The 17,589-nt window shown below is 60.2% G+C and carries 19 protein-coding genes; 6 read left to right on the top strand and 13 right to left on the bottom strand.

Translation table 11 applies throughout. From position 1 onward, the window contains the following. Genes E4T63_RS28190 through folE2 form a run of 5 tightly spaced genes read right to left on the bottom strand, consistent with a single transcriptional unit; the run spans nt 1 to nt 3,872 of the window. Nucleotides 1–561, bottom strand: coding sequence for a DapH/DapD/GlmU-related protein (locus E4T63_RS28190; RefSeq protein ID WP_025112617.1), 561 nt, complete (start codon nt 559–561; stop codon nt 1–3). After that, nucleotides 558–1,433 carry a metal ABC transporter substrate-binding protein gene (locus E4T63_RS28185; protein WP_135296879.1) on the bottom strand — a complete coding sequence of 292 codons (876 nt, stop codon included), beginning with the start codon at nt 1,431–1,433 and terminating at the stop codon, nt 558–560. The genes E4T63_RS28190 and E4T63_RS28185 overlap by 4 nt, the downstream gene beginning before the upstream one ends. An 11-nt stretch (nt 1,434–1,444) precedes the next feature. Then, nucleotides 1,445–2,311, bottom strand: a complete 867-nt coding sequence (locus E4T63_RS28180; protein WP_135296878.1) for a metal ABC transporter permease — start codon at nt 2,309–2,311, stop codon at nt 1,445–1,447. After that, entirely contained in the window at nt 2,311–2,979 is a 669-nt protein-coding gene (locus E4T63_RS28175; RefSeq protein WP_135296877.1) for a metal ABC transporter ATP-binding protein, read from the bottom strand. Before E4T63_RS28175 ends, E4T63_RS28180 begins: the two co-directional genes overlap by 1 nt. Then, complete coding sequence (folE2, locus tag E4T63_RS28170; protein ID WP_135296876.1) at nt 2,976–3,872, bottom strand: GTP cyclohydrolase FolE2; 897 nt, start codon at nt 3,870–3,872, stop codon at nt 2,976–2,978. The genes E4T63_RS28175 and folE2 overlap by 4 nt, the downstream gene beginning before the upstream one ends. Before the next feature lie 84 nt (nt 3,873–3,956). Between folE2 and E4T63_RS28165 the strand changes: the two genes are divergently transcribed. Next, nucleotides 3,957–5,159: an N-acetylmuramoyl-L-alanine amidase gene (locus tag E4T63_RS28165; RefSeq protein ID WP_135296875.1), complete on the top strand. Its 1,203-nt coding sequence runs from the start codon at nt 3,957–3,959 to the stop codon at nt 5,157–5,159. Here the strand turns inward: E4T63_RS28165 and E4T63_RS28160 are convergent. Continuing rightward, nucleotides 5,156–5,533 carry a glutamine synthetase gene (locus tag E4T63_RS28160; RefSeq protein ID WP_096795434.1) on the bottom strand — a complete coding sequence of 126 codons (378 nt, stop codon included), beginning with the start codon at nt 5,531–5,533 and terminating at the stop codon, nt 5,156–5,158. The two genes, E4T63_RS28165 and E4T63_RS28160, sit on opposite strands and share 4 nt — an antisense overlap. Before the next feature lie 234 nt (nt 5,534–5,767). On the opposite strand from E4T63_RS28160, the gene zigA reads away from it, so the two are divergent. Further along, a complete protein-coding gene (gene zigA / locus E4T63_RS28155) occupies nt 5,768–6,973 on the top strand; it encodes a zinc metallochaperone GTPase ZigA (protein WP_027610333.1) in 1,206 nt (401 codons plus the stop codon). Further along, nucleotides 6,973–7,623 carry a DUF1826 domain-containing protein gene (locus E4T63_RS28150; RefSeq protein ID WP_135296874.1) on the top strand — a complete coding sequence of 217 codons (651 nt, stop codon included), beginning with the start codon at nt 6,973–6,975 and terminating at the stop codon, nt 7,621–7,623. The genes zigA and E4T63_RS28150 overlap by 1 nt, the downstream gene beginning before the upstream one ends. A 4-nt stretch (nt 7,624–7,627) precedes the next feature. Here the strand turns inward: E4T63_RS28150 and E4T63_RS28145 are convergent, their stop codons facing one another. After that, the gene (locus tag E4T63_RS28145) at nt 7,628–7,984 is read right to left on the bottom strand and encodes an NADH:ubiquinone oxidoreductase (protein WP_135296873.1); all 357 of its coding nucleotides are present in this window, start codon (nt 7,982–7,984) and stop codon (nt 7,628–7,630) included. Between the two features lie 28 nt (nt 7,985–8,012). On the opposite strand from E4T63_RS28145, the gene E4T63_RS28140 reads away from it, so the two are divergent. Next, nucleotides 8,013–8,984: a CobW family GTP-binding protein gene (locus E4T63_RS28140; protein ID WP_135296872.1), complete on the top strand. Its 972-nt coding sequence runs from the start codon at nt 8,013–8,015 to the stop codon at nt 8,982–8,984. 1 nt (nt 8,985) lies between these two features. Here the strand turns inward: E4T63_RS28140 and E4T63_RS28135 are convergent, their stop codons facing one another. Continuing rightward, on the bottom strand, nt 8,986–9,399 hold the full coding sequence (locus E4T63_RS28135; RefSeq protein ID WP_025112628.1) for a DUF3301 domain-containing protein: 414 nt from the start codon (nt 9,397–9,399) through the stop codon (nt 8,986–8,988). A 117-nt stretch (nt 9,400–9,516) separates the two neighbouring features. On the opposite strand from E4T63_RS28135, the gene pdxY reads away from it, so the two are divergent. Continuing rightward, nucleotides 9,517–10,389, top strand: a complete 873-nt coding sequence (gene pdxY / locus E4T63_RS28130; protein WP_135296871.1) for a pyridoxal kinase PdxY — start codon at nt 9,517–9,519, stop codon at nt 10,387–10,389. A 135-nt stretch (nt 10,390–10,524) separates the two neighbouring features. Here the strand turns inward: pdxY and E4T63_RS28125 are convergent, their stop codons facing one another. Further along, nucleotides 10,525–11,007 (bottom strand): acyl-CoA thioesterase, encoded by a 483-nt coding sequence (locus E4T63_RS28125; RefSeq protein WP_041073853.1) that lies wholly within the window; start codon nt 11,005–11,007, stop codon nt 10,525–10,527. A 282-nt stretch (nt 11,008–11,289) separates the two neighbouring features. On the opposite strand from E4T63_RS28125, the gene E4T63_RS28120 reads away from it, so the two are divergent. Next, entirely contained in the window at nt 11,290–13,053 is a 1,764-nt protein-coding gene (locus E4T63_RS28120; protein WP_007960872.1) for a cation:proton antiporter, read from the top strand. 21 nt (nt 13,054–13,074) lie between these two features. Here E4T63_RS28120 and E4T63_RS28115 read toward each other — a convergent pair whose 3' ends face one another. The 4 genes from E4T63_RS28115 to uvrD all read right to left on the bottom strand — a co-directional run bounded on the left by E4T63_RS28115 (nt 13,075) and on the right by uvrD (nt 17,440). Beyond that, nucleotides 13,075–13,482 (bottom strand): SMI1/KNR4 family protein, encoded by a 408-nt coding sequence (locus tag E4T63_RS28115; RefSeq protein WP_024164487.1) that lies wholly within the window; start codon nt 13,480–13,482, stop codon nt 13,075–13,077. 137 nt (nt 13,483–13,619) lie between these two features. Continuing rightward, nucleotides 13,620–14,495, bottom strand: a complete 876-nt coding sequence (locus E4T63_RS28110) for a Tim44 domain-containing protein (RefSeq protein WP_007962237.1) — start codon at nt 14,493–14,495, stop codon at nt 13,620–13,622. A 176-nt stretch (nt 14,496–14,671) separates the two neighbouring features. Continuing rightward, the gene (locus E4T63_RS28105) at nt 14,672–15,112 is read right to left on the bottom strand and encodes an EamA family transporter (RefSeq protein ID WP_027610340.1); all 441 of its coding nucleotides are present in this window, start codon (nt 15,110–15,112) and stop codon (nt 14,672–14,674) included. A gap of 144 nt (nt 15,113–15,256) precedes the next feature. Then, entirely contained in the window at nt 15,257–17,440 is a 2,184-nt protein-coding gene (gene uvrD / locus E4T63_RS28100; RefSeq protein ID WP_098966360.1) for a DNA helicase II, read from the bottom strand. Nucleotides 17,441–17,589 lie beyond the last annotated feature (149 nt).

Genomic DNA, 17,589 nt, shown 5'->3' with positions numbered 1-17,589 from the left:
TCAGAACTCGTTCTGCAAGGCTTTGTAGCCGCGTACCAGATCGACATTGGTGCGTGCCACGTCTTCGGAAAACTCCGAGGCGCTGACACTCACCGGCGGGAACTGCGAGAGGTCGGTATTGGGGCCGATGCGGGTGGTGGAGGGCACGTAGAACGCATCCGGCAAATCGCGGCCATCGACCACCGAGTTGTGCCGCACCACACAGCCGTCACCGACCACGCAGTTGAACAGCACACTGTTGAAACCGATGAACACCCGGTCGCCGACTACGCACGGGCCGTGCACGATCGAGCGGTGAGCGATCGAGGTGAATTCGCCGATGGTCACGGCAGCGCCGGATTTGGAATGGATCACCACGCCGTCCTGGATGTTCGAATTGGCGCCGATGGTGATCGGCTCCATCGCGCCTGAAGCGTCTACTTCATCGGCGCGGATCACTGCGTAGGGGCCGACGAAGACGTTCTCGCCAATGACCACCTTGCCGCAGATGATCGCGGTTTTGTCGACGTAGGCCGACTCGGCAATTTGCGGAAGATCGCCGGAAGGATTTTTACGGATCATGGCTGGCTCAGTGCGTCGTAAAGGGTGTTGAGGTTGTATTCGAACAGTCCGGTAAAGGTGCTGGCCGGGCCGCTAGCGGCGAGGGCATCGGAGTACAACGTGCCGCCGATGTGCGCGCCGCTTTCCTCGGCGATCTGCTTGAGCAGGCGCGCGTCCTTGATGTTTTCCATGAACACCGCTTTGACCTTGGCCTGACGGATTTGGGTAATCAGTGCGGCGACTTCGGCGGCTGACGGTTCACGCTCGGTGGACAGACCTTGCGGCGCCATGAAGTCGATGCCGTAGGCCTGCCCGAGATAACCGAAGGCATCGTGGCTGGTGACGATCTTGCGATTGCCCGGTGGCAGCGAGCCGAGCTTGGCCTTGGCTTCAGCGAGCAGGGTGTAGATCTGTTTCAGGTAGGTCTGGCTGTTGCGTTGGTAGTCGGCCATGTTCGCCGGATCAGCGGCGATCAGCGCCTTGGTGATGTTGGCGATGTACAGCTCGGTGTTGGCCAGGTTGTGCCAGGCGTGCGGGTCGGGAATGGTCTCGCCGTCTTCCTCCAGCGAGCGTGGAATCACGCCATGACTGGCACTGATGATGGGGGCTCTGGTGTCGGTGCTGGTTACCAGACGATCAAGCCAAGGCTCGAAACCCAATCCGTTCTTGATAATCAGTTTGGCTTTGAGCAGCGCTTTGGCATCATCAGGCGTCGGTTCATAGGTGTGTGCGTCGGCGTCCGGGCCGACCATGTTGGTGATCTGGATATGCTCGCCACCCACCTGGTGAACCATGTCGGCGAGGATGCTGAAGCTGGTAACCACCGGCAATTTTTCCGCCGCCGACAACGACATCGATAGCAGCAAGCTGAACAACACGAGTAGAGCGCGCATCGGGAAACACCTCATTGGGATGTGAGCAAAGGCGGGCGGCGCAACAAGCCGTGCACCGGCCCGAATACCACGGACAGCAGATAACTGATACCCGCGACCAGCACGATCGCCGGACCGCTGGGCAGCGAGTAGTAGAACGAGATCAACAATCCGCACCACACCGAGAGGCAGCCGATAAGCGCCGAGATGGCAATCAGGCTCGGCAGGCGACGACTCCAGAACCGTGACGCGGCGGCGGGCAGCATCATCAGGCCGACCACCATCAAGGCGCCGATGGCCTGGAAACCGATCACCAGATTGAGCACCACCAATGTCAGGAACACGCCGTGGGCGAGGGGGCCGAGGCGGCTGACGGTTTGCAGGAATAATGGGTCGAGGGTATCGAGCAGCAGCGGTTTGTAGATGAGTGCCATGGCAATCAGGCTAAAGGCCGAGACCCATAACATGCCGTGAAGAGTAGGGCCGTCGACCGCCAGTGCCGAGCCGAACAACAGGTGCAGCAAGTCGAGGCGTTTGCCGGCGATGCCAAGAATCAGCACGCCACTGGCGAGCGAGATCGGGTAGATCGCGGCGAGGCTGGCGTCTTCGCGCAGGCCGGTGCGACGGGTAATCCAGGCGGCGAGACCGGCCATGCCCAGGCCGGCGCCCAGACCACCGAAGGTCAGCGCGGGCAGACTCAGACCGGCGAACCAGAAGCCCAATGCCGCGCCGGGAAGGATGCCGTGGGCAACGGCGTCACCGATCAGGCTCATGCGCCGCAGGATCAGAAACACGCCAAGTGGCGCTGTGCTGCAGGCCAATACCAGTCCGCCGAGCAGCGCTCGGCGCATGAACACGAACTCGCTGAACGGTTGCCAGAGGTGGGCGACGGTGAGCATCAGGCCACCTGCATATCGGGTGTTTGCTGGATCAGTTCGGCACTGGGCCCGAACAGGCATTCGCGGTTTTTGATCAGCAGTGTCTGCGGGATGTGTTGGCGGACGGCGGCGAGGTCATGGCAGACCATCAGCAGTGTCCGTCCTTCGGAGTGCCAGGCGTGGATGTGTTGCCAGAGTAACTGCTGGCCCAGTTCATCGAGAGCTGCGTGGGGTTCGTCGAGCAGCAGCAATTGGGCGTCGGTCAGACTCAAGCGGGCGAGCAGGGCGCGCTGCAACTCGCCACCGGAAAGGGCCATAAGCGGACGCTTTTCCAATCCACTCAAGTGCCAGTTTTCCAGTGCGTTACCGAGTCGTTGCGTGCGCAGTTGCGTCGACAATCGACGGCCCCAGAAACCCGCGGCCACCAGTTCTTCGAGACTGATGGGGAACTGCCGGTCGAGGTGTTGCTGTTGCGGCAGGAACGCCAGGCCGCCCTGGCGTGGAACACCCAGTGCGACTTTTCCCGATAGCGGCTTCTGCAATCCGGCGATGACTTTCAGCAAGCTGCTTTTACCGCAGCCGTTGGCGCCGATGATGGCGCTGAGGCTGCCGTGTTCCAGCGATAGGGTCAGTGGCGAAGTCAGTGGTTGGCCGGATGCGCCCCAACTCAGGGTGTGGCAACGGATCATTGGAGTTCTCGATGCCAGTGGCTTTCGGCTACCGCGTCGTGAGCGTGCAGGCTTTCGGCGTGGATCACCCGCAGGTGGAAGCCACTGACCCCAGGGGAACGACGCAGAGCCAGATTGAGTCGTCGCGCGGCGTCTTCGCAGAACATCAGGTTCTGTCCATTGGCCAGAGCGAAGGCTTGTTCGTCGGCGCGTTTCACGGCGGTTTGCACGGCGGTGCCGAGCGCCGCTTCGGCGTCATTGATGATCACACTCAGGGGAAGCTCGTCGATGAACTCGTCGAGGTGCATATGCAATTGCGCGGTGCTGCGTTGGCTGTGCGGGGTGGCGACAATGCCTTGGTTTGATCCTAGCCAAGCCAAAACTTCGGCATGTTGCAGTGGCTTGTTGGCGAAGTCATCGATGAATTGCTGCTGAATCAACTGTCGCGCCAGCGCTGCTGAGCAGGGGCAAGTTGAGGAGTAGGGCACCTCGATTTTAAGTTCCACGTGGAACACTTGGTTTTTCAGACTCGCTGAAATGCTCACTGGGTAGCTCTTCCAACCCGCTAGAGGGCTGACTAGCGCAGGCCTTTTCAGCAGCACTTCGCAGTGGATTTTCAGGTAGGCGTTATTGGATAAACCATCGTGGCTGACCAGAAAATCTTCGAGAACCTGCCGTAATAAGGAGGGTGAGAGGTCCTGCCGCTCAAGTGCCGCCAGTGCGAGGTATAGCCGCGACATGTGAATGCCGCGCGCCTCGCCATCATCGAGACTCACGCCTGCATCAGCTTTTGCGCTCAGACGTTGGCCTTGCAATAAAACAGGCAGAGCAATGCCGCACATTCCCACCCAATCAAGCGGTAACGCCTGCCGAGCGGCTTGAGTCGCAATATCCGGAAGTGTCAGCGAATTCATGTTCGGAACCATCGTGTTGATTGAATTAGATGTTACATTATAACAATTCAAATCACGATGCCTTTTTCATGAACAGGCTTTCATATGCACCGACGTCATCTGCTCAACCTGCTTGTGGCCAGCACGGCTTTGGCTTTTCCCTTCACCGTTTCGGCTACACAAATTCGCAATGCACGCCTCTGGCGTTCGGATGACAAGCTCAGATTGGTGTTCGATCTGAGCGGTCCGGTGCGCTACAAAACCTTCTCCCTGAGCGCTCCAGAACGCTTGATCATCGACCTTTCCGGGGCGAGTTTGAGTGGCGATTTCAGTCAATTGACGCTTGTCGATACAGCTATTCATTCGATTCGATCAGGGCGCTTTGGTCAGGGTGATACACGGATCGTTCTCGATCTGAACCATCCGGTGCTATTGAGCAGCTTCCTTTTGGCGCCTCAAGATGGCCAAGGGCACCGCTTGGTGCTTGATCTGGTAAACGCCAAACAGGCATCAAGTCCGGCAATGGTTCCACGTGAAACACCCTCGAATCAGGCTCACCCCAAGCGCGACATCATCGTTGTGGTTGATCCCGGGCACGGCGGTAAAGACCCAGGTGCGGTTGGCGCCAAGGGTGAGCGAGAAAAAGATGTGGTTCTTGCCATCGCTCAGTTGCTCGCCAAACGCCTGAAAAGGGAGAAAGGCTTCGACGTAAAACTGGTGCGCAATGACGACTTCTTCGTGCCGCTGCGCAAGCGTGTGGATATCGCACGTCAGCACAAGGCCGACATGTTTATTTCGGTGCACGCCGATGCGGCGCCGCGTCTTACCGCGTCGGGAGCATCTGTATATTGCTTGTCTGAAGGTGGTGCGACGTCAGCAACTGCACGCTTCATGGCACAGCGAGAGAATGGCGCGGACCTGCTGGGTGCGACCAGTCTGCTCAACCTGAGGGACAAGGATCCGATGCTCGCCGGCGTGATCCTCGACATGTCGATGAACGCCACCATCGCCGCCAGTCTGCAACTCGGCAGCACCGTTCTCGGCAGTCTGGCGGGCATCACCACGCTGCATCAGAAGCGCGTGGAACAGGCAGGATTTGCCGTGTTGAAGTCGCCGGATGTGCCGTCGATTCTGGTGGAAACCGGCTTCATTTCCAACGCCCGTGACAGCCAGCGGCTGGTCACGCCTCGACATCAGCAGGCCGTGGCGGATGGTTTATTCGAAGGGCTGCAGCGTTACTTCCAGAAGAATCCGCCAGTAGATAGCTACATCGCCTGGCAGCAGGAACAGCAAGAAGCGCAGGTTTAGCAGCCGGTGATCCGACTGCAGGTGAACTTGGCGCTGCTGCCGCCAGAGCTGGAAAAGCGATTGACCGTCGTCCAGCCGACACGACGGGTGTAGCCAACCCAGGCTTCGCCGTCAGAGGCGAGCCCGGTGAAGAACGTCAGCTGGCCGAAACGACTGTTGGTCTGTGCCCAGTAGCGATTGCCGTCCTTTTCAAAGCCACGCAGGTAAATCGTGCTGCCCACCGTGTTTACGCTGTAGGTATTGCCCTGCGCATCGATGCAGGCCAGCAGATTGGCGCTGCGTGTGCAGTTGGCGAGCGGGGGAATTTTCCCCCAGGCATTGGCCATCGACAGCAATACGAGACTCAGCAGCGAGCATTTCAGGGCAATTTTCATCTCGGTGTCCGATGGGCAGTTTGCGTGCAGCTTCCAGCGCTTTATCGGTTTGGGCAAGAGCGGGGCTGGCTTATTTATATTGTTATACTATAACATAAATTTGAATTGAGCCTGAGCTCGCCGATTGCAAGCGTCTGCTTCTGCCAAAGCGCTGTTTTGAAGCTCAAGTACGCGGTGAGCTACGCCAAAACAGGCCAAAACGCACATCGGCCACAACCTGATGAGGATTATCCAATGTCATCTCCACTTCCCGTGACCGTTCTATCGGGCTTTCTCGGCGCCGGAAAAAGTACACTTTTGAATTACGTACTACGTAATCGAGAAGGTTTGCGCGTTGCGGTCATCGTTAACGATATGAGCGAGATCAACATTGATGGCAGCGAAGTCCAGCGCGATGTCAGCCTTAACCGTGCGGAAGAAAAACTGGTGGAGATGAGCAACGGTTGTATCTGCTGTACGTTACGCGAGGACCTGCTCGAAGAAGTCAGCAAACTCGCCCGCGAAGGAAGATTCGATTACTTGCTCATCGAATCTACCGGTATTTCCGAACCGCTGCCGGTCGCCGAAACGTTCACCTTTCGTGACGAGCAGGGCCAGAGCCTCGCCGATGTCGCGCGCCTCGACACCATGGTGACGGTAGTCGACGGCGTGAATTTCCTCCTCGACTACCAGGCCGCCGAGAGTCTGGCTTCCCGAGGCGAGACCCTGGGCGATGAAGATGAACGCTCGATCACCGATCTGCTGATCGAACAAATCGAGTTCGCCGATGTACTGCTGATCAGCAAGATCGACCTCATCAGCCGCCAGGAGCGCGAAGAGCTGATGGCCATCCTCAAGCGTCTCAACGCCCAAGCGGAGATCATCCCGATGGTGATGGGCGAGGTGCCGCTGGAGAAAATCCTCAACACCGGGCGTTTCGATTTCGAGAAAGCCGCTCAGGCCCCAGGCTGGTTGCAGGAATTGCGCGGTGAGCACGTGCCGGAAACCACGGAATACGGTATCGCCTCGACGGCCTACCGCGCACGCCGTCCGTTCCATCCGCAGCGCTTTTTCGACTTCATCGATCGTCCATGGCCGAACGGCAAACTGCTGCGCTCCAAAGGCTTCTTCTGGCTCGCCAGCAAACCCTCCGACGCAGGCAGTTGGTCGCAGGCCGGCGGTTTGATGCGCCATGGTTTCGCCGGTCGCTGGTGGCGTTTCGTGCCGAAAAACCAATGGCCGCAGGATCAGGAAAGTACCGCAGCGATCATGGAGAACTGGACACCGAGCGTTGGAGATTGTCGTCAGGAGCTGGTATTCATCGGCCAGAACATCGACTTCGTACAGCTCAAGTCGGAGCTCGACGCCTGCCTGCTGACTGATGAAGAAATGGCCATTGGCGCAGATGGTTGGCGCAGGCTGCCGGACCCGTTCGGCCCTTGGCACGAAGAGGCCGCCTGATGCTTGCGCTCAAACTGCAGCAAAACCGGGCGCGCCATCAGCATCAGGGGGTGACGCCGAAAACGCTGACGCGAATCCTCGAAGACGACGTCAATCTCGCGGTCTGGCAGCGCCAACTGCCGCTGCACATCGCCGATTTCGCAGAGTTGCTGCTGTCGCTCAACGAGCCTTTGGCGGAATCACTGTGCATCGAATTGCCGAATGAAGACGCCGACCCTGATCTGCAAGGACTGGCCGCCGGGTTCCGTGATCTGCAAGGCTACGAGGGCTTCATCGCGGACCTGCAATGGCTGGTGAGTGCCTTCGCCTGTCTGCTGGGCGCTCGCCGCATCGGTTTGCGCCTGCGGGTGTTGGACAAAGCCATGTGCCCACGCTTCCATGTCGATCATGTGCCGGTGCGCTTGATTACAACCTACGGCGGGATCGGCAGTCAGTGGCTCAAGGAAGGCGTGATGGATCGCGAGCAATTGGGCCAGGCAAACGCCGAACCACGGGACATCGCGAACATCCAGCAACTGCAGAACGGTGACGTGGCGTTATTGAAAGGTGAGAAGTGGCACGGCAACGAAGGCTTCGGCCTGATTCATCGCTCCCCGCAACCGGCGCCGGGTGAGCGACGTCTGCTGCTGACCCTCGACTGGCTCGGCTGACGGCTCAAGGTTTGAGCCACTTGCCTTGGCTCTGGCCTTCGCAGTACGGCTGCAAATACGCCGCGTCGGAGGCGACGCCGTAATAGTGGATATCCTGGCGATAGGGCATATTGGCGACTTGCGCGTTGTTGCACACGCCGAACGCGCCGCTCGGGCATTGATCGACGTACTGCACCTCGACTTTCTGCCCGGCCAGGGTCGGTTGGCAGAAGCCGTCGCTGAACAGCTTCTCGGGAATATTGCTGTTCTGCTGGCAGACTTTGACGTCGAGTCGCTCGCCCTGGCTGTGCACCACGCAAGCCTGGGCCCATGCTTCGCTCGACAGCAGCATCAACAGCAACGACCATCCCATCCAACGCATGCCCAATCCCCTCAGAAAACGCCCAGTCATGTTGCAGAACATTCCTACCCATGTCATCGCCGGCCCTTTGGGCGCTGGCAAGACCAGCCTGATTCGCCAGCTCATGGCCCAACGGCCGGACGGCGAGCGATGGGCGGTGCTGATCAACGAGTTCGGTCAGATCGGCCTCGATGCTGCGTTACTGACCCGCGACGCCGATGGTATCGCACTGGGCGAGGTCGCCGGAGGGTGTCTGTGTTGCGTGAATGGTGCGCCGTTTCAGATCGGCCTCGGCCGTTTGCTGCGCAAGGCCAGGCCGGATCGGCTGCTCATCGAGCCGTCCGGACTGGGCCATCCGGCGCAATTGCTCAAGCAGTTAGGCGAGGCGCCGTGGTTGGGTGTGCTGGCGCTGCAGCCCTGCGTGTTAGTGCTGGATGCCCAGGCGCTGGCCGCCGGGAAAGCCTTGCCGACCGCTCAGCAGGAGGCTTTGGCCAGCGCCGGCCTGCTGTTGCTGAACAAGGCAGAAAGTCTGGATGAGGCTGCACGGCAGACCATCGTCGAGCGTTTGCCGGCAGTCAAAATGATCTGGACGCAGCAGGCGCAACTGCCTTTACGCGAGTTGCCGGGTGTCACGGCGCAAGCAATGGCAGGTGCGGATAACCTCGTCGTGCCGCAGGGAGCGGGACCGATTCCGGCGCTCTGGAGCGATCCGGCCGTGCCGATCTGCCTGAGTCAGGCACAGGAGGGCGGTTGGAGCATCGGCTGGCGTTGGCACCCTGGACAGACGTTCGATACGCAACGTCTGAGCCAATGGCTGCAGAGCCTGGACTGGCGGCGGGCCAAACTGGTTATCCACAGCGCCGAGGGCTGGGTGTCGGCCAATGCGGTGGATAACGCCGAACTGGATTGGCAACCGAGTGAGTGGCGACGGGATTCACGTATAGAGCTGATCTTTGCCGATGCACAACGTATCGATGCTTTGCAGTCAGGCCTGACGCAATGCCGGGTGCAGGCGGGTTAGCTCAAGGCTTCCACTTGTTGTGTTCCTGCCGCCACTGGCTCAGTTCGATCACTTCGGCCCGTGGGCGGGTAACTTCGACCACCGGCGGCGTATCGTCGAACGGCGCCGGGTAGGGCGCCAGTTCGATCTGTGCGCTGTGCGCGCCAAACTGGGTAATGGTGCCGTTGTGCCGGGTTTCGCCGGTCACGGTGAACTCGAAGTTATAGACCCGGGCCAGGCGCCGCCGCCCGCTGGCATCCTTGATCAAACCGATTTTTTTCAACGCGACGTTACCGTCCAGCAGTTCGACGCCGACGTTGATGCAATGCTGCTTGACCCGCTCCAGCGCCCGCTCGCGCAAGCCGTGGTTGTGCCATAACCATGCGCCGGCAGCGGCGAACAGCATCAGCACGAAGATGTTTTCGAGGGTCAGCATCAACAGGAAACTCCAAAAGATAAGCTCAGCTTAACTGCGTCGCCGGTCTGTCGTACAGGCTGTGTTTCGTCGCATACTGCGCGGCTTGAATTTCAATCGTTTTACGGAATAACCCGAATGAAACGTACGCCTCATCTGCTCGCCATTCAGTCCCATGTGGTCTTCGGCCACGCCGGCAACAGCGCCGCCGTGTTTCCGATGCAGCGGGTCGGGGTGAATGTCTGGCCGCTCAACACCGTGCAGTTTTCCAATCACACCCAGTACGGGCAGTGGGCCGGTGAAGTGCTGGCGCCGCACCAGATCCCCGAACTGGTCGAAGGCATTGCCGCCATTGGCGAGCTGGGCAACTGCGACGCCGTGCTTTCCGGTTATCTGGGCAGCGCGGCGCAGGGCCGGGCGATTCTCAGTGGCGTCGAGCGCATCAAGTCGGTCAATCCGAAGGCGTTGTACCTGTGCGACCCGGTGATGGGCCATCCGGAGAAGGGCTGCAGTGTGCCGGCCGAAGTCAGCGATTTCCTGCTGGAAGAAGCAGCAGCCGTGGCGGACATCATGTGCCCGAACCAACTGGAGCTGGACAGCTTCTCCGGGCGCAAGCCGCAGTCGCTGTTCGACTGCCTGGCGATGGCTCGGGCGCTGCTGGCGCGTGGGCCGACAGCGGTGCTGGTCAAGCATCTGGACTATCCGGGCAAGCCGGCGGATGGTTTCGAGATGTTGTTGGTGACCGCAGACGAAAGCTGGCACCTGCGCCGTCCGCTGCTGGCGTTTCCGCGTCAGCCAGTGGGTGTCGGCGATCTGACGTCTGGGCTGTTCCTCGCGCGGGTACTGCTCGGCGACAGTCTGGTGGCGGCGTTTGAGTTCACCGCAGCGGCGGTGCATGAGGTGCTGCTGGAAACCCAGGCGTGTGCCAGTTACGAGCTGCAACTGGTGCGGGCGCAGGACCGGATCGCGCATCCGCGGGTGAAGTTCGAGGCGACGGCGATCAGCCTGTAAGACCGCATTACGTCCATTCGCGAGCAAGCCCGCTCCCACGTTCGACTGCATTCCCATGGGAGGACTGCGATTCAATGTGGGAGCGGGCTTGCTCGCGAAGGCGATCTGTAAAGCGACATCATTCCAAAGGGCTGATCAGGCGTCGCCCTTGATCTCCTGATAACGCTTTTCCAGCTCCTGGCGAATTTGCCGACGCTGCTGCGCCTGCATGTAGCGGCGCTTGTCTTCGCTGTTTTGCGGTTGCAGCGGCGGCACGGGGGCCGGTTTGCGCTGGTCATCCACCGCAACCATGGTGAAGAAGCAGCTGTTGGTGTGGCGCACCGAGCGCTCGCGGATGTTTTCGGTCACCACTTTGATGCCGACTTCCATCGAGGTGTTGCCGGTGTAGTTGACCGACGCGAGGAAGGTCACCAGTTCGCCGACATGGATCGGCTCGCGGAAAATCACCTGATCCACTGACAGCGTTACCACGTAGCGGCCGGCATAGCGGCTCGCACAGGCGTAGGCCACTTCGTCGAGGTATTTGAGCAGGGTACCGCCGTGGACATTGCCAGAGAAGTTGGCCATGTCGGGGGTCATCAATACCGTCATCGACAGTTGGGCGTTTCCGGGTTCCATAACGTTCTCACGGATCAAGGCTGGATGGCTGGACGCACCTCTGCGGGTGCCTGGTGGTTTTTTCAAAAGCACCGTTATCGGGACGCCAGACGACTGGCTGCCGTCACGCCGCGACCGATCTGTTTCCTTATATTGCACCGCCTTCCAGCCGGAAGTCGCGGTGTTAACCTGCAAAAGGCCCTGCCCAAGGGCAATTCCTACACGAAAAGCGGATTTTTACCCAGCTCGCTCAGACCTTTCTGAAGTCTGACGGCGGGTCACGTCATACAAGGAGCCCACACCATGCATGCCATCAGCTTTATTCAGGACCTGGCAGTGATCATGTTGGTCGCAGGTGTGGTCACCGTGCTGTTTCACCGCTTCAAGCAGCCGGTGGTGCTCGGTTACATCGTCGCCGGTTTCATCATCGGCCCGCACACACCGCCGTTCGGCCTGATCCACGACGAAGAAACCATCAAGACCCTCGCCGAGCTGGGGGTGATCTTCCTGATGTTCTGCCTCGGGCTGGAATTCAGTCTGCGCAAGTTGTTCAAGGTCGGGGCCACGGCGTTTATCGCAGCGTTCCTTGAAATCGTCCTGATGATCTGGATCGGCTACGAAATCGGCCGCTGGTTCGACTGGAACACCATGGACTCGCTGTTCCTCGGCGCGATCCTCGCCATCTCCTCAACCACCATCATCGTCAAGGCGCTCAACGACCTGAAGATGAAAAACGAGCGCTTTGCGCAGCTGATCTTCGGCGTACTGATCGTCGAGGACATCCTCGGCATTGGCATCATCGCCTTGCTGTCGAGCATCGCGGTCAGCGGCACGGTCAGCTCCGGCGAAGTGTTCTCCACGGTCGGCAAACTGTCGCTGTTCATGATCGTCGCGCTGGTGGTCGGCATTTTGCTGGTACCGCGTCTGCTGGCGTATGTCGCCAAATTCGAAAGCAACGAGATGCTGCTGATTACCGTGCTGGGCTTGTGTTTCGGCTTCTGCCTGCTGGTGGTCAAGCTCGAATACAGCATGGTGCTCGGCGCCTTCCTGATCGGCGCGATCATGGCCGAGTCGCGGCAGTTGCTGAAGATCGAACGGCTGATCGAGCCGGTTCGCGACCTGTTCAGTGCAATCTTCTTCGTCGCCATCGGCCTGATGCTCGATCCTATGATCCTGCTGCAATACGCGTGGCCGATTGCAGTCATTACCGTGGCGGTGGTGCTCGGCAAGATGTTGTCCTGCGGCCTCGGGGCGTTTATCGCCGGCAATGACGGACGCACCTCACTGCGTGTGGGGATGGGGCTGTCACAGATTGGCGAATTTTCCTTCATCATCGCCGCGCTCGGGATGACGCTGCAGGTCACCAGCAACTTTCTGTATCCCGTCGCGGTGGCGGTGTCGGTGATCACCACGCTGCTGACGCCGTATCTGATCCGTGCGGCCGATCCGCTGTCGATCAAGCTCTCGGCGGCAGTGCCCAAGCGTCTGGGCCGGGTGTTCGGCATGTATGGCGAATGGCTGCGCAGCATTCAACCGCAAGGCGAGGGCGCGATGCTGGCGGCGATGATCCGGCGGATCCTGTTGCAGGTCGGGGTCAATCTGGCGCTGGTGATCGCGATCTTCTTCAGCGGCGCGTTCTTCGCCGGACGGTTGTCGGTGTGGATGCAGGACTGGATCGCTGATCCGAGCTGGCAGAAGGCGTTGATCTGGGGCGGGGCACTGCTGCTGTCGCTGCCGTTCCTGATTGCGGCGTATCGCAAGCTCAAGGCGCTGTCGATGCTGCTGGCGGAGATGGGCGTGAAGCCGGAGATGGCCGGGCGGCACACGCAGCGAGTACGTCGGGTGATCTCCGAAGTGATCCCGATCCTCTCGCTGCTGGTGATCTTCCTGCTGTTGGCAGCCTTGTCGGCCAGTATCCTGCCGACCAACAAGTTGCTGGTGCTGGTCGCCGTGGTCGCGGCCGCCGTGGCGGCGCTGCTCTGGCGCTGGTTCATCCGCGTGCACACGCGGATGCAGGTGGCCCTGCTGGAAACCCTCGACAACCACAAGGAGTCGTCGGGGCACTGACCGGCCCGGGCATCCGGCTAATCAGCTCTCCAGCCAGACATCCCGCGCCCAATGCCACACCGATTCCCAGGACTCTTCGGTGATCAGCTCTTCTTCGCCGGACCACAGCACCACGGTGCCGTCTTCTTCGACGCAGTAGTAGTTGTCGCCGTCCTGGCAGATCGGGATCAGGTCGCGCGGTACGCCAGCATCCCAGGCGTTGGCCGCGACATCCGGCAGGTAAGTGTGTGATTGCGGGTCGGTGACGGTCACCGGCTCGAGGCTGCCGTACACCACGTCGCTGACGGTCAGCAGAAACTCTTTGAAGACGAACGGGATGTTGATGAAGAGTTCTTCTTCGATTTCCACCAATTGGTCTTCGTCGGGCAACTCCAGGGGAACCGGTACGGGTTCGTTGGCTTCGCGCAGTTGTTCGATGATTTCTTCCACGTCCGGGATCCTCTTGCTTGAATGGCGCGGTTTATATGGGCCGGTTTATACAGTAGCTCGCTATAGATGCAACTGCGAAATAGAAAACCCCGGCCGAGGCCGGGGTTTTTATTACCACATGCGTAACGCGCAGGGGATCAGCCGTTCTGGCGGATACCGGCCACCAGCCAAGGCTGGTTTTCGCCCTGTGGACGTTCCATGTTCCAGCTTTCGCTGAACACTTCGCCCTGGTCGAAACGCGAGGTCTTCGACACACCGCTGAAGGTCAGGGTGGCGATGGTCTTGTCGGCACGATCATCCACGCCGTCCAGCTGTACCTGCAAGTTGTCGATGTAGGTCGACTGGAAGCCGTCGCCCAGGTCCGCACGCTCACGCTTGAGGAAGTCGAGCATTTGCGGGGTCACGAACTCAGCAATCTTGTCCATTTCGTTGGCGTCCCAGTGCTGCTGCAGCGACTGGAAGTGGCTGCGCGCAGCGGCAAGGAAGTTCTGCTCGTTGAACCAGGCCGGTGCGTTGATCACCGGACGAGCGGCAACCGGCGCGGCCGAACCACCGAAGATCGAACCCATGGCGGCAGGCTTCTGCTCGAACACTTCACGCTGCATCGGCGCGCCGGCCGGAGCCAGGTGCTCCTGCTGCTTGCGTCGACGCGCAGCGATGAAGCGGAAGATCACGAACGCGATCACGGCCATGATCAGGATGTCGAAGATCTGCATGCCCTGGAAGCCGCCGCCCATGAACATGGACGCGAGCAGGCCACCGGCGGCGATACCGGCCAGAGGGCCGAGCCATTTAGACGCGCCGCCAGCCTTGGCCGCGGCACCGGCAGCGCCGGCTGCACCAGCGGTCGCTGCTGCGCCGCCCATGCCTGGGGAAGAAGGAGCCATCTGGCTGGTCTGGTGCGTCGGCGCAGCGCCGGCGCTTTTGCCACCACCAAAGCGCTTGGCGTTGGCGTCGAGGCTCATCGTCAGGCCGATGCACAACGCCATGGCGATGCTAAGAAAACGTTTCATAAAGGGAATTCCCGTTTGTGGAGACACGCGCGCCATGTTGCACAGCTGAAGTGTTACTGGCTAGCGAGAGAGTGTTTCGGGCTTTTGCCTGACAGCTTAGGTTCAGCTCCATCGAAGCAATAAGGCCATGTACTTTTGTCTGTAGGAAAATGGGATAGGTTCAGCGGGAAACCTGCTTATCGACGCAACGCCAGCATTACCACACCGGCGGTGATCAGGCCGATGCCGCCCCATTGGCGCAGGTCGAGTTTCTCGCCCAGCAGGATCACGCCGAGCACCGCCACCAGTACCACGCTGAGCTTGTCCACTGGCGCGACCAGCGAGGCTGGGCCGACTTTCAGCGCGCGGAAGTAGCACAGCCACGATGCGCCGGTACCCAGACCGGACAACAGCAGGAACAGATAGCTCTTGGCGGAAATTGATCCCAGTGACTGATATTGGCCCGTTGCGTACAAAATCAAGGCCAGGCTGACGAGGACCACGATGGTGCGCAGCAGGGTAGCGAAGTCGGAATTGACGTTTTCGATGCCGATCTTGGCGAAGATCGCCGTCAGCGCGGCGAAAGTCGCCGAGAGCAAGGCCCAGAATGTCCAGGAAGAAAAGAAGCCTGAGCCCATGGAAATATCCTTAAAGATGAGCCGACACAAAGCCTTGTAGGAGTGAGCCTGCTCGCGATGAGGGCGTGTCAGACAATAAATATATTGAATGATAAATCGCTATCGCGAGCAGGCTCACTCCTACAGAAGCAATCGAGCAAGGCGTTAAATGGCTTCCAGCTTCGCGTACCCCAGCATCAGCCACTTGCTGCCTTCGCTGAAGTTCACCTGCACCCGCGCCTGCGCGCCGGAACCTTCGAAGTTGAGGATCACGCCGTCGCCGAAGATCGAATGGCGCACGGCCTGACCGAGGCTGAAGCCGGTTTCCGGGATCTCGCTACCGCTGAACAGGTTGCTGCCGCTCATCGACTGGTTGCCGCCGAATGGTCGGCTGACACTGTTCGACAGGCGCACTTCCTGAATCAGCCCCTTCGGCACTTCACGGACGAAACGCGAGACCTTGTTGTAGGTTTCACTGCCGTACAGGCGTCGGGTTTCAGCATAGGTCATCACCAGATTCTGCATGGCACGGGTGATGCCCACATAGGCCAGGCGGCGCTCTTCTTCCAGACGACCCGGTTCTTCCAGGCTCATCTTGTGCGGGAACAGGCCTTCTTCCATGCCCACCAGGAACACGTAAGGGAATTCCAGGCCTTTGGCGCTGTGCAGGGTCATCAGCTGAATGCTGTCTTCGTGCTCGTCGGCTTGAGTGTCGCCGGCTTCCAGCGACGCGTGGCCGAGGAACGCCGCCAGTGGCGTCAGCTCTTCGTCATCTTCGGTGTTTTCGAAGTTGCGCGCGGCGCTGACCAGTTCCTCAAGGTTTTCCACCCGGGCCTGGCCTTTCTCGCCTTTTTCCGCTTCGTGATAGGCGATCAGCCCCGATTGCTCAATGACGGTCTGGGTCATCAGATGCAGCGGCATCTCCATGCACTTGGCGGCAAGGTTCTCGATCAGCTCGATAAACGCACCCAAGGCGCCGGCAGCACGACCGGTCAGGCCTTTATTGGCGACCAGTTGGCGCATCGCTTCCCACATCGACACATCGCTGTGACGTGCATGGTCGCGGATCGCTTCGACGGTTTTTTCGCCAATGCCGCGGGCCGGGACGTTGATCACCCGCTCCAGTGCGGCGTCGTTGCCACGGCCTTCAAGTAAACGCAGGTAGGCCATGGCGTTCTTGATTTCCGCGCGTTCGAAGAAGCGCTGGCCACCATAGATGCGGTACGGAATGCGTTCGCGCAGCAAGGCTTCTTCGAGAACGCGCGATTGGGCATTGGAGCGGTAGAGAATTGCGATATCGCTACGGGCCAAGCCGGTTTTCAGCGCGCTTTCGATGGTTTCGACAACGTAGCGTGCTTCGTCGTGTTCGTTGAACGCGGCGTACAGGTTAATCGCTTCACCGTCGCCACCGTCGGTCCACAGCTCTTTGCCGAGGCGCCCGGTGTTGTTCGCGATCAGGGCGTTGGCCGCCTTGAGGATGCCGGCGGTGGAGCGGTAGTTCTGCTCCAGACGAATGGTCACCGAATCCGGGAAGTCGGAGGAGTACTGATGAATGTTCTCGATTTTCGCCCCGCGCCAGCCGTAGATCGACTGGTCGTCGTCGCCGACCACCATCAGGCTGTCGCCGCCCTTGCCCAGTAGGCGCAACCAGGCGTACTGCACGGCGTTGGTGTCCTGGAACTCGTCGACGAGGATATGACGGAAGCGCTTCTGATAGTGCGCCAGCAGGCCCGGGTGATCGCGCCACAGGTCGAGGGCGCGCAGCAGCAGTTCGGAGAAGTCGATGACGCCGGCGCGCTGGCAGGCCGCCTCGTAAGCTTCGTAAATGCCGCGCATGGTCGCCAGGTACAAGTCGCCGCTGGCCTGAATGTGTTGCGGACGCAGACCTTCGTCTTTCTGCCCGTTGATGAACCACTGGGCCTGACGGGCCGGCCAGCGTTGTTCGTCCAGCCCCAGCTCGCGGATCACCCGCTTGACCAGCCGCTGCTGGTCGTCGCTGTCGAGAATCTGGAACGTCTGGCTCAACCCGGCTTCCTGCCAGTGCGCCCGCAGCAAGCGGTGCGCCAGGCCGTGGAAGGTGCCGACCCACATCCCGGCCGGGTTGATACCCAGCAACTGCTCGATGCGATGACGCATCTCGGCAGCGGCCTTGTTGGTGAAGGTCACCGACAGAATGGAGTGGGGCGAGGCGTTTTCGACCTGGATCAACCAGGCGATACGGTGCACCAGCACTCGGGTTTTACCGGAACCGGCACCGGCCAGGACCAACTGACGGCCAACGGGGGCTGCTACGGCCTGGCGTTGGGCATCGTTGAGGGAGTTCAGCAGAAGGGAGAGATCATCGCGCATCGGGGCATTCTAGGGTGCGCCGCAGGCCCGGGCAAACCGAGCTTTGCATTAGCCGATGAAAGTGCCGCCGATGACGACCGGTCGGTCACTGGCTACAGGCTTCGGCCCGCCTCACTCTGCGGGTTTTGCCGGTGATCGGACGGCGGAAA

This window comes from Pseudomonas fluorescens, assembly GCF_004683905.1.
GTDB lineage: Bacteria > Pseudomonadota > Gammaproteobacteria > Pseudomonadales > Pseudomonadaceae > Aquipseudomonas > Aquipseudomonas putida_A.
Note: the sequence above shows the minus strand (reverse complement) of the source record. Positions and strands in the feature narration are given on the sequence as shown.